The organism is Thiothrix winogradskyi (genome assembly GCF_021650935.1).
Lineage (GTDB): Bacteria > Pseudomonadota > Gammaproteobacteria > Thiotrichales > Thiotrichaceae > Thiothrix > Thiothrix winogradskyi.
Genome location: NZ_CP091244.1, coordinates 3,512,441 through 3,523,662 on the forward strand (window position 1 = coordinate 3,512,441; position 11,222 = coordinate 3,523,662).

Consider the following 11,222-nt stretch of genomic DNA (forward strand, 5'->3'; position numbering starts at 1 on the left):
CAGTGCATCTTATTATTGTGATTGGATGGTAAAGCGGTATTCGTTACGGCTAATGACTTTACCTTGCGCATCGGTAATCTCGGCTGCAAGGCGATACTTGCCCGGCTGCTGCACAGGCACGGTGTAATCACGCAAATGCCGGTGGCTATCGGGTGCAAGCTCAAATGACCAGCTTTGGGTATCGCGCTGTTGCCTGCCCTGCCAGAGCGTGAGCCGGTACTGGGCATTCGGCAAGTGCGCAAGGCTGTCATTCAACGCCCATGCACCGACCGTAACAGGTTCGCCAGCCGCGTAATTCACCTTGTTCCAAGCAAGGCTGGGCAGAACCGGCTGGTAGGCTCGTTGCAAAGCGTAATAAGCCGGTTTAGGTTTACGCCAGAAATCGACCACTGCCCAATTCATGGAAGGCCAGTTTTCCACCAGCATGAACTGGAACAGCGAGCCGACAGGCTGATACGCCTGCCGCCGGTAGGATTCGGCTGCCAGTTGTGTCAGTTGCGCCTGATAGTGCTGAGTGTTGCTAATGAATTGTTCCAGCGTTTTGCCTTGTGGCACTTTGGCAATTTCCAAGGTCTCCTTACGCTGAAAATTGTGGTATTCCCACAGCTTCCAATCGGCTTTGCTGATGGGCAATTCTGGCTCTTCACCAAGGATTTTTGCCAGCGTGAAGCGATCCGGTAAGGCTTGCGCTCCGAATTCGGCAATGGTGTGCAGCTTGGTTGGCTTGGCGTAATCCAGCCAGTGACCGGAATACCAGCCTAACCAAGGGTGTTCCTTGGTGGCAGAAATCGCGGTAATCGGGCGAGTGTTATCCAATGCCTTGGCTGTCTGGTAAAGCTTGTCATCCAGCCGCTTGTTTTGCTGCGGGTCGTAATCCTTGTATTTCCACTTCATCCAGTCCGCATCCCACGGCGGTTCATTGTGCAACGTCCAGTGGATGATGGAGGGGTGATGCCCGAACTGGCGAATCATGTCACCCACTTGGGAAACGGCTTGCTGATGGAATTCGGCGGTATCCTGATAGCCCCATTGCAGCGGGAAATCCTGCCAAACCATCAGCCCGGTTTCATCGCACAGGCGGTAAAACTCCGGCGCGGTAATATGGGCGTGGACACGCACGGTGTTGATGTGGGCATCCTGCATCAATTGGATGTCGCGGCGGAAATCGTCCGTTTTCATCTCGCTCAGCCACTGGTGGGCGATGTAATTCGTGCCTTTGAGCAGGATGCGCTGGTGATTGACCTTCCAGATGCCTTGCGAGGAACGCTCGACCTTGCGGAAGGCGATGCTGCGCTGGAAGCTGTCTAGCACCTTGCCATTGTGTACCGCGCTGACAGTGAGGGTGTAAAGGTTGGGGTCGCCATAACCTTTGGGATTCCAGAGTTTGGGGTGGGTGATGGGGATGGTAAGCGCGGAACGGACTGGGCTTATGCCTTGCCACTCACCGACTGACCACTGCAACTGCGCCCCCGCTGGCAATTTACCCAGCACAGCCAGATCGACCTTGACCCGCCATTGCTCCAATCCCTTGACGGCTTGCACCTGCACTTGCTGTGGCTGCAATTGCACCTGCGCTGACTGCTGCAAGCGCACCTCACCCCAGATGCCGCCGGTATTCTTTTCCTGCCCACGTTCCGACCATGCACCACCGGGGCGGGTATCGTGATGCGCAAAAATGCCTTTGATCAGCCGTTTGCGCAGTGAGAAATCTTCGGGCTTTTCCAACGGACTGTTAACCCGCACCAGCAGGGTGTTTTGCCCTGCCTTGAGGTGTGGGGTCACGTCGAAGGAAAAGGTTTGGAAATAGCCTTCGTGTGCACCGAGTTTCTGCCCGTTCAGCCACACATCGGCGAAGTAATCGACTCCGCCAAAATGCAGGCTGGAAAGGGTTTCAGGCTCAACTTCAGCATGGAAATTGAGGCGATACCACGCCATGCCGTGATGGTCGAAACCCTGCGTAGACCAATTGCCGGGAACACGGATACGCTGCCAGCGGGCGTTGTTCGCTGGCATCTCTGCGCTACCGGAAGGCAGGAACTCCCAAGTGCCATTGAGTGAACCCGCGACGTTTGCCGTATCCGGCGGTGTTGTTGGTAACACGCTGCACCCCTGAATCGACAGGAATACCGCCAGCAGCAAGGCACGGGATAGCCAGTTCATATCACACCAACTGCTTGCTAACGTGCAGGTGGTTGCCCTTGGCATCACTGCTGTAACGAATGGAATCCGCCAGCAAGTGAATCAGCCCCATACCCCAGCCACCTTCCGGCAAGTCTTCCGGGTTAGGCATATCGCGAGCCGTACTATGCAGTTCATCCGGCATGGTGTGACCACGGTCAGAAATCACCAAATGCACTTCCTGCGGGCTATATTCCACCCGCACCTGTACGTCATTACCGCCCTGCATCTGGTAAGCATGTTCGATCACATTGTTGACGGCTTCCACCATCATCAGTTCGAGTTGCCCCAATTGTTCTGCGGACAATGACAACTCTTGCCCGATGCCACGCAATGCGCCGGAAAGCACCCGCACCTGTTCCAGACGGCTGTCGATGGAAAGGCGGATGTTGTACTCCTGATATTGCATGTCCATCACGCTGCCTCCTTTTCCCACGCTTGGACTTCATGGAAAATCAGCATATTGCTGAACAACAGCATGTCGTGGATGTCACTAGGATTCAGTGCCCGGCGCATGTCATCGACCAGCCAGCGGATTTGGGTTTCGCCCAGATTCAACACATTGCCATCCGGTGAAATGCAGTCGCCGCCGAAAACCAGCTTGTTGTCCAGCGATGCCATCCCACCAATACGGGTGTAATCGCTAATCAAGCATTCGCTGATTTCCGCGCCGGATTCGATCACGCAGTTCGCACCGATCATGCAAGGTCCGGTAATTTCCGCACCCGCTTCGATTTTGCTGCTGCTGCCGATGTAAACCGGCGGTTTGATCTTAACCCGATCCCAGTTGATGCTCACATTGATGCCTGTCCAGACACCCGGTTTCACCTGTTTGCCGGGCATACGGAAACCCTTGATCTTGCCTTGTAGTGCCATGCGGGTTGCTGCCCACACATCAGGGACAGAGCCGATGTCGACCCACTGGAAATCCATGGGCAAGCCGTAGAATTCCTCACCGGCTGCGACCAGCGCGGGGAACAGTTGACCACCGATGTCGTATTCAATCCCGGCGGGGATGTACTGGAAAATATCCGGCTCGAAAATGTAAATACCGGTATTGATGGTGTTAGACACCGCTTCTTCCGACTTGGGCTTTTCCTGAAATTGCACAATGCGCTGGTGCTCGTCGAGTTTGACCACGCCGTATTTGTGAACTTCCTCGTGCGGCACTTCTTGCAGGATAATGGTGGCAATACCGCCCTTTTCTTTGTGCCAGCGCAGAGCAGCACTGATGTCGAGGTCAATCCACGCATCGCCGCACAGCACGATGAAGGTTTCATCAAAGAAACCGGAAAACTCCTGAATGCGCTTCATGCCGCCTGCCGAGCCGAGGGCTTTGCCTTCCAGCCCGTCTTCGGTCATGTAACCTTCGTAGGAATAGGCAATGTGCACACCCAATTGGTTGCCATCGCGGAAATAGTTTTCGATCACTGGTGCAAGATGACTGGTATTGACCACAATCTCACGCACACTGTGGGCGCGTAACAGCTCCACTATGGATTCCATCACCGGCTTGCGCAGGATCGGGATCATCGGTTTCGGCATTTCGTTGGTAATAGGACGCACCCGCGTCCCTTTACCGGCTGCCAGAATCATCGCTTTCATGAAAGCCCCTCCTCAGTTGAGTGATACGCAATCAATTAGGCAGCAACAGCACTTAATGCTGCTTCAACACTGTCAGCCATACGGAACACGCGATTCATGCGGGTCAACGTAAACAGATCAGCGACAATGCCCTTAGCACCGACAACAATCAGATCGCCACGATTACCCACTTCTTTCAACAGGCTGACCAGTGCGCCGAGGCTACTACTGTCCATAAATTCCACTTGGCTAAGATCCAACACAATACGGGTAGCACCATCTTTCAATAGTTGGCTAATTTGAAGTCTGAATTCGGGAGCAATGGCAGCATCCATACGAGCTTCGCCAATGGTTGCAATGGTAAAATCGCCTTGAACATGCGTAGAAAGTTTCATTCTTGTTGTCCTCATTGTTAGGGGAAATAGTGTCGGCTTATTATTTTTCTATATAATCATTCTATACACTAATCAGAAAAAACAGCAACAAAAGTTACTTAAACGGTTAGATGCCATTAGCAAAGATAGAACTTTCTTATGGATAGATGATTATCTATAATGAGTCGCTAATCTCATGAAAATAATAAACTAACAACAGGAACGCTCACCCATGCACATGACACCTGCTCAAATCTTTGTCGATCACAGTGGTACTTGCGAGGGCTTGCTGCAATTGCTGGATAACGCCGTCACGGCTGGGGCAAAAAGTATCTTAGTACTCGCCGCCGATGCCAACGGCTTTACCCCGGCACAACTCGACACTCATTTACAGGCACTGCCCATCCCCATCTTTGGCGGTATCTTTCCTGAAATCATTGCCAATGGGCAAAGCCTGCAACAAGGCAGTGTGGTCTGCGCCTTACCGCTTGCCAGTCAGGTGTACCATGTCGAACAGCTATCTGACCCTAATGCGGACTATTTCTCCGCCATAGAAGCCCTGTCCGCGCAAACACCCGCCAATTCCACACTAGTGACCCTGGTTGATGGTCTGAGCAAACGCATAGGAACGCTGCTAGAAAGCCTGTATGAAGTCTTTGGCGGACACTATCAGTATATCGGCGGTGGGGCTGGCTCCCTCAGTTTTGTACAAAAGCCCTGCCTGTTCAGCAACCAAGGCTTGCGGATGGATTGCGCCCAACTCACCTGCATCGAGTTGCCGCTCAGTATCGGTATCGAACACGGTTGGCACAAATTCGCCGGACCATTCTTTGTAACCGGCGCATACAACAACACCATTACCACGCTCGATTACCAACCCGCCTTTGAAGTGTATCGACAAGTTGTCGAAGCTGACAGCGGCAAACGCTTTGCAGATGGTGAGTTTTTTGACATCGCCAAAGCTTACCCCTTTGGCTTAGAACGCCTAAGCAGCGATGTTGTGGTACGTGACCCACTCTTTGTCGACGGTAATAAATTAATCTGTGTGGGCGAAGTACCCGCCAATCACATCATTTACATTCTCAAAGGTGAGCCAGATGACCTGCTGGCGGCATCACACGCTTGCGCCAACACCGCCATCCAGACGCAAAACCCGCCCGTATTGGCATTATTATTTGACTGCATCAGCCGTACCCTATTTTTACAAGAACGCTTTGCGGAAGAAGTCGATAATATTTGCTCCAAATTACCCGCAAACACGCCGTTGATAGGGGTTTTATCGTTGGGGGAAATCGCGGATGCAGGTAACACCTGCTTGGAATTTTTCAACAAAACCATCGTGTTGGGCATCCTCACTGAAACCGGAGAATCAGCGGCATGAATCCGACGCTGGAACTGGTTTCGGTTCAATACGCACTCGCGTTATTGATTGGGCAAGACCTCGATTTGCACACCATGTTACGCAAATTTCTGCCACCAGCCTTAAAGTTGCTGAATTGCCGCAGCGGTTACATCTGGTTACACAAAGGCGTCAAACAGGATAATGCCACACAAGCCCCGCCACCTTGTTACAGCTACCCTGCCTTGCGCGGTACACTCGAAGCAAATCAACCACAGTTAGCCGCACAGATCCAGCAATGCGCCAACCAAGGCTGGCTGATTAAAAAGCCGGGGGAAATAATCCCCATAGGGGACATGTATTACCATTTCATGCCACTTGGCGATAACGGTTTATTGGTGGTCGTGCGTGATCCACCTTTGCCGGAAGCCCATATACTCGCCTTAGGTTTGGTGCTTAAACGTCTGGAAACCGCCTGTTTAGCCTGTTTACAACACGCCTATCTGGAAGAAGCCCGTACAGAAGCCTTGCAAGCCAAGGAAATGGCAGAAAAAGCCAGCAAAGCTAAAAGCGAATTTCTGGCGATGATCAGCCATGAAATCCGCACCCCCATGAACGGCATTATCGGCTTAACGGATTTAATGTTGTACAGCGAGGTGTCTGAGTCGCAACGCGAACACTTGGGCATGATCAAATCCTCATCGAATGCCCTGCTGGATATTATCAATGAGATTCTCGATTTCTCACGCATTGAAGCCGGAACACTGACACTCAACATCGCCCCCTTCCAATTACGCGCCTTATTACAAGATACCTTTACGCCACTCGCCTTACGCGCCCGTGCCAAGCAATTGCAGTTTCAGTGGGACATTCATGCCAACGTGCCGGATGCCTTAGCCGGTGACATCGGGCGTTTACGCCAAGTCATGATCAATTTAGTTGGCAATGCTATTAAATTCACCGAACAAGGGGAAGTCAGCGTCACCATCAGCCTGCAAAGCGGTGCTCCCAGCGGGCAAGCGTGTGTGATGTTTGCAGTACGTGATACCGGCATTGGCATTCCCCGCGCCAAACAAGCCAGTATTTTTCAGCCGTTTCAGCAGGCGGACAGCTCCATCACCCGGCGCTATGGCGGCACGGGTTTAGGCTTAACCATTTCCTCACAATTGATCGCCATGATGGGCGGCACCTTGCGGGTAGACAGTGATGTGGGCGAAGGCAGCATTTTCCACTTCAGCGCCCCCTTCGCAGTCGTCACTCACGTTAAACCCACTGCACCAACAGCGGCGCAGACGCTGGCGCGTGCCGAGCGGGTTTTATCCATTCTGTTGGCAGAAGACAATGCCGTCAACCGGATGCTGGCAGTGCGCCTGTTAAACAAAGCCGGGCATCACGTCAAAGTCGCCGAAAATGGGCGCGATGCCGTGCAGGAATGGCAGAACAATCGCCCCGATGTGATTCTCATGGATGTGCAAATGCCCATTATGGATGGCTTGGAGGCCACCACCCTGATTCGCACCGAAGAGCACGCCCAACAATTGCCACATACCCCGATTATTGCCCTAACCGCCAATGCCATGAGCAGCGACCGCGAACAATGCCTCAACAGCGGCATGGACGATTTCCTCAGCAAACCCTTTAACATACAAGATTTACTGGAAGTGTTAATGCGCGTTTGTCCCGTCACAGAAATCAAGGATAAGTAGCGAAATATCATCGGGTTTTTCCTTGGCATCATCATCCAACCCCAAAGTTACGGCTAATTGCTGAATGAGCTGCTGGGCAGGTTGCCGCCGCAAAGGCTGCAAATGGTTTTTTAAGGCAAGTTCGGTCATCATTGCACCGTTTGCCTCGTGCAACTCCAGCAAACCGTCTGAATACAAAATCAACCGGCTCCCGCTTGGAAACGGTAGGCGTATCGTCTCGTACTCCATATCCGGCAATAAGCCAATCGGAAAGCCGGTGCAATCCAGTTGCTCCCACTTATCGCTGATTGGGCTATACAAAAACGGTTGCGGATGACCAGCTTGCACAAAATACAACTGTTCTTGACGGGTATCGACCACGCCCATAATCAGCGTCAGGTAATGATCCCCCGTGTCCAATTGGTAATGCAGATGATGATTCAGACGTTCCGCCAAGCGTGACGGCAAGGTAGCAACCGCATGAGGTGACAAATCATCCAAACAATGTAACTCGCTGGTAGCGCTCAGCAAGGTTTGCAAACACATCGACAACAACGCCGACGCAATCCCGTGACCGGACACATCAATCGAATAAAAGAACAATAAATCATCATCAATGGAAAAATAGTTAAAGGTATCGCCGCCGATATATTGAGCAGGTTGGAAAAACCAATCCACACGAATACGCCCGAATATTTTTTGGTTAGGCAGCACCCCGGCTTGTAACACCGCTGCACGTTGCAGATCATTTTTTATCAATTGTTGGGCAGCCGAGAGCGAGTCATTGACACTTTCCAGATGGCGGTTTTTGTCTTCCAAAGTATGTTCCAGATCCAAGACACGTTGGGCAGCACGCAGGCGCACCTCCAGCTCTTCACGCACAATCGGTTTGGTCGCAAAATCATCCGCACCGGCTTCCATTCCTTGAATCAGGTTTTGCTTACCTGACATGCCGGTTAGCAAAATAATGTAAACGTAGTAAGGTAATTCTGCCGCACGTACCGTGCGGCACAACGTTGGCCCATCCATGACTGGCATTACCCAATCACTGATAACCACTTGAAAATGGTGTTGTCGGATCAATTCCCACGCTTCCTGACCGTGGTCAGCCAGCATCACCTGATGACCCATCAGGGTAAGAATACGGCGCAGAATCAATTGCATATCTCTGGCATCGTCAACGACTAGAATATTCATTGGCTATATCTTATTTTTATGATGTTATTAACACTCGGATAGAGATATGCTACCATCAAATTATAAATTGTCTATATAGATAAAAATGATAAAAATACAATTCCGGTAAGTGGTGCATTCTGCCACTACCGGCTTAGCACAACCTAGCGGTTGAGGTACAAACATGACTACACATAGCCCTATTGATGCGGCAACCTACGCAGAACTTCAAGAAATCATGGCGGATGAATTCGGGGAAATAGTTGAATTTTTCATCTCGGATACCGAGAGTGCGCTAGAGATCCTACAGCAATGCGTTGACACCCAAGACAGCGCACAAGTCGGCACAATCTGCCACAAACTCAAATCCAGCAGCAAGATTCTGGGTGCTTTTACCTTAGCGGAACTCACCCGCTTACTGGAAGAATACAAAGATCATCAGGATCAACCAAGCGCGTCTGCACACCTCATCCAACTCCGTGAAGAATTTGCCCAGGTACTGGATTGGCTCAAGCAACAAGCTGCCATTGCTTAAATACACCACACAACCAAACTGACGGCCCAATAACAATAGGAATAACGCATGAAAGGTTTAGTGTTTACCGAGTTTCTGGAAATGGTTGAACAAACTTTTTCCGCTGATACGGTGGATGATATTATTGACGCAGCCGACCTGCCCTCTGGTGGTGCGTACACCGCTGTCGGGACTTACCCGCATTCTGAAATAGTTACCCTAGTGCAACAGCTTTCCATAAAAACAGGAATGCCGATACCTGAATTGGTCAAAGCATTTGGACGTTATTTATTCGGGCGTTTTGTGGTGCTCTACCCCAGCTTTTTTGCTGCCGCTCCCGATGCATTCGACTTTCTCGATTCCATCGAAAACCACGTGCACGTTGAAGTACGCAAACTCTACCCCGATGCAGAATTACCCACCTTTGAAACCGTGCGCGAAGGTGAACACAAACTAATCATGATTTACCGCTCGAAACACCCCTTTGCAACCTTAGCAGCAGGATTAATTGAGGGCTGTCTCAGCCATTATCAAGTGAAGGCACAAACGGAAATGGTCGATTGCTCTGCTGGGCAAGGCACGCACGTTGAATTCCATATCACGCGAATGACTGCCTAATGAGCGACGAAGTGGCTCGCCTGCAACGCCGTCTGGAACGCGAGCGATCCGCCCGCAAACAGGCTGAACAATTGCTGGAAAGCAAAAGTCTGGCGTTATATCAGGCTAATTTGGAATTGCGAGCGCAAGCGGAGTCCCTAGAACACACCATTGCCGAGCGCACCCGTGAACTCGTGGAAGCACGCGATCAGGCGCTCTCCGCCAGCCGTTCCAAAAGCGCGTTTCTGGCTGCCATGAGCCATGAAATTCGCACGCCGATGAATGGCATTATCGGCATGACAACCTTGCTACAAGACACCGAATTGGATCAAAACCAGCGGCGTCAGGTCGAAATGACCTTGCATTCTGCTCAATCCCTGTTGGGGATTATTAATGACATCCTCGATATTTCCCGGCTCGATGCAGGCAAGCTGGAATTATTGGAAGAGGACTTCAAACTCAGCGAAACCTTGCCCAGTGTCATTGAAACACTCGGCGTTATCGCCAATCAGAAACAACTCGAACTGTTCAGCATTGTCGACAAGCGGGTCGCCAACTGTTTACGCGGTGATGCCTTACGCTTGCGGCAGATTTTGATGAATCTGCTGGGTAATGCAATCAAATTTACCCAACACGGGCAAATTGTGTTACGCATCTTACCTGCTACGCAAATGGCGGAAGGTATCCGCGTCGAAGTACAAGATTCCGGGGTCGGTATTCCGCCCGATAAACAACACTCGCTGTTTCATGCCTTCAGTCAAATTAACCGTTATGACCAACACAATGGCAGCGGTACAGGCTTAGGGTTGGCAATCAGCCGCAAACTGGTTCACCTCATGGAAGGCGTTATCGGGGTCACTAGCCAACCGGATGCTGGCAGTACCTTTTGGTTTGAAGTCCCCTTCAAAACCACGGATGCGCAAACACGCTGCTCCACACGTTTAAGCAGCCGGTGTTTAGTCATGCACCACAATGCCTTACATGCACAGTTAATTGCAGAACAATTGAGCAACCTTGGTGCGGATTGCCAAGTAATCAGTGATATAAGCAACGCCAATAATCTGCCGGATGCTCAACCCTTTGACTGGTTAGTCATTGACTACAACAGTTACCCAGTAGCACAACGGGCATTACTAAACCAATTATTTGAGCATATCAACGCCTTAAAACCTCCGGTACACCTATGCAATATTTCATCGCAAACCAAGAATTGCGTGCAATGCAGCGGCTCGAACTCGCCTAAATATCGCCATTGTTTAGTAAAACCTATTACCCAAAGCAAACTTCTGGGTTTGTTAGCTGCCCCTGAAACCTCCACAGAGACGCTTACATTACTCAATGAGCCATCCCCCATTATGCTGGCACGCCAAGCACAGGCGGACGTTCTACACAGGGGTACGCACATACTGGTGGTAGAAGATCACAAAGTTAATCAACTGGTGGCGAAAGGGATGCTGGCAAAATTAGGCTATCGCGTCACCTTAGCCGAAGACGGCTTTCAGGCACTCGATAAAGTCCGTACTCAAGCGTTTGACTTGATATTGATGGACATTCAAATGCCCGGCATGAGTGGCGTCGAAACCACTCGGCATATCCGCGCAGAATTTCCTGACAATACAATTCCTATCATCGCACTCACTGCTAATGCCATGAAGGGCGATGAAGTGGAATACCTGCAAGCCGGTATGAATGCTTGCCTGACTAAACCCATTCAAATGGATGTGCTGGCAAGCACGTTGAAGGAATGGTGCCCAGCCACAGCCTGACACCCACCA

At 51.1% G+C, this 11,222-nt stretch carries 10 protein-coding genes; 5 read left to right on the plus strand and 5 right to left on the minus strand.

All coding sequences use genetic code 11. The features are described 5' to 3' along the window. Nucleotides 1–12: 12 nt before the first annotated feature. From L2Y54_RS17415 to L2Y54_RS17430, 4 genes are read right to left on the minus strand one after another with little or no spacing between them, the layout of a single operon-like run. On the minus strand, nt 13–2,160 hold the full coding sequence (locus tag L2Y54_RS17415) for a glycoside hydrolase family 2 protein (RefSeq protein WP_236497895.1): 2,148 nt from the start codon (nt 2,158–2,160) through the stop codon (nt 13–15). Between the two features lies 1 nt (nt 2,161). Beyond that, entirely contained in the window at nt 2,162–2,593 is a 432-nt protein-coding gene (locus L2Y54_RS17420; protein WP_236502060.1) for an ATP-binding protein, read from the minus strand. Beyond that, nucleotides 2,593–3,783, minus strand: coding sequence for a nucleotidyltransferase family protein (locus L2Y54_RS17425; protein WP_236497896.1), 1,191 nt, complete (start codon nt 3,781–3,783; stop codon nt 2,593–2,595). Before L2Y54_RS17425 ends, L2Y54_RS17420 begins: the two co-directional genes overlap by 1 nt. 35 nt (nt 3,784–3,818) lie before the next feature. After that, on the minus strand, nt 3,819–4,157 hold the full coding sequence (locus tag L2Y54_RS17430; protein ID WP_236497897.1) for an STAS domain-containing protein: 339 nt from the start codon (nt 4,155–4,157) through the stop codon (nt 3,819–3,821). Nucleotides 4,158–4,368: 211 nt separating this feature from the next. Between L2Y54_RS17430 and L2Y54_RS17435 the strand changes: the two genes are divergently transcribed. Together L2Y54_RS17435 and L2Y54_RS17440 are read left to right on the plus strand one after the other, a co-directional pair. Then, the gene (locus L2Y54_RS17435; protein WP_236497898.1) at nt 4,369–5,517 is read left to right on the plus strand and encodes an FIST signal transduction protein; all 1,149 of its coding nucleotides are present in this window, start codon (nt 4,369–4,371) and stop codon (nt 5,515–5,517) included. Further along, nucleotides 5,514–7,181 (plus strand): response regulator, encoded by a 1,668-nt coding sequence (locus tag L2Y54_RS17440; protein ID WP_236497899.1) that lies wholly within the window; start codon nt 5,514–5,516, stop codon nt 7,179–7,181. Before L2Y54_RS17435 ends, L2Y54_RS17440 begins: the two co-directional genes overlap by 4 nt. Here the strand turns inward: L2Y54_RS17440 and L2Y54_RS17445 are convergent. Further along, a complete protein-coding gene (locus tag L2Y54_RS17445; RefSeq protein WP_236497901.1) occupies nt 7,140–8,357 on the minus strand; it encodes a PP2C family protein-serine/threonine phosphatase in 1,218 nt (405 codons plus the stop codon). The genes L2Y54_RS17440 and L2Y54_RS17445 overlap by 42 nt on opposite strands. A gap of 163 nt (nt 8,358–8,520) precedes the next feature. Here L2Y54_RS17445 and L2Y54_RS17450 point away from each other — a divergent pair, with 163 nt between their 5' ends. From L2Y54_RS17450 to L2Y54_RS17460, 3 genes are read left to right on the plus strand one after another with little or no spacing between them, the layout of a single operon-like run. Next, nucleotides 8,521–8,871 (plus strand): Hpt domain-containing protein, encoded by a 351-nt coding sequence (locus L2Y54_RS17450; RefSeq protein ID WP_236497902.1) that lies wholly within the window; start codon nt 8,521–8,523, stop codon nt 8,869–8,871. 48 nt (nt 8,872–8,919) lie between these two features. Continuing rightward, nucleotides 8,920–9,468 (plus strand): heme NO-binding domain-containing protein, encoded by a 549-nt coding sequence (locus L2Y54_RS17455; protein ID WP_236497903.1) that lies wholly within the window; start codon nt 8,920–8,922, stop codon nt 9,466–9,468. After that, nucleotides 9,468–11,213, plus strand: coding sequence for a response regulator (locus L2Y54_RS17460; RefSeq protein ID WP_236497904.1), 1,746 nt, complete (start codon nt 9,468–9,470; stop codon nt 11,211–11,213). The genes L2Y54_RS17455 and L2Y54_RS17460 overlap by 1 nt, the downstream gene beginning before the upstream one ends. Nucleotides 11,214–11,222 lie beyond the last annotated feature (9 nt).

What these genes read in the sequence shown, in the direction of transcription:
- L2Y54_RS17450 (WP_236497902.1), top strand. Translation starts at nt 8,521, where the DNA reads ATGACTACACATAGCCCTATTGATGCGGCAACCTACGCAGAACTTCAA.
- L2Y54_RS17435 (WP_236497898.1), top strand. Translation starts at nt 4,369, where the DNA reads ATGCACATGACACCTGCTCAAATCTTTGTCGATCACAGTGGTACTTGC.
- L2Y54_RS17425 (WP_236497896.1), bottom strand. Translation starts at nt 3,783, where the DNA reads ATGAAAGCGATGATTCTGGCAGCCGGTAAAGGGACGCGGGTGCGTCCT.
- L2Y54_RS17460 (WP_236497904.1), top strand. Translation starts at nt 9,468, where the DNA reads ATGAGCGACGAAGTGGCTCGCCTGCAACGCCGTCTGGAACGCGAGCGA.
- L2Y54_RS17415 (WP_236497895.1), bottom strand. Translation starts at nt 2,160, where the DNA reads ATGAACTGGCTATCCCGTGCCTTGCTGCTGGCGGTATTCCTGTCGATT.
- L2Y54_RS17420 (WP_236502060.1), bottom strand. Translation starts at nt 2,593, where the DNA reads ATGGACATGCAATATCAGGAGTACAACATCCGCCTTTCCATCGACAGC.
- L2Y54_RS17445 (WP_236497901.1), bottom strand. Translation starts at nt 8,357, where the DNA reads ATGAATATTCTAGTCGTTGACGATGCCAGAGATATGCAATTGATTCTG.
- L2Y54_RS17440 (WP_236497899.1), top strand. Translation starts at nt 5,514, where the DNA reads ATGAATCCGACGCTGGAACTGGTTTCGGTTCAATACGCACTCGCGTTA.
- L2Y54_RS17455 (WP_236497903.1), top strand. Translation starts at nt 8,920, where the DNA reads ATGAAAGGTTTAGTGTTTACCGAGTTTCTGGAAATGGTTGAACAAACT.
- L2Y54_RS17430 (WP_236497897.1), bottom strand. Translation starts at nt 4,157, where the DNA reads ATGAAACTTTCTACGCATGTTCAAGGCGATTTTACCATTGCAACCATT.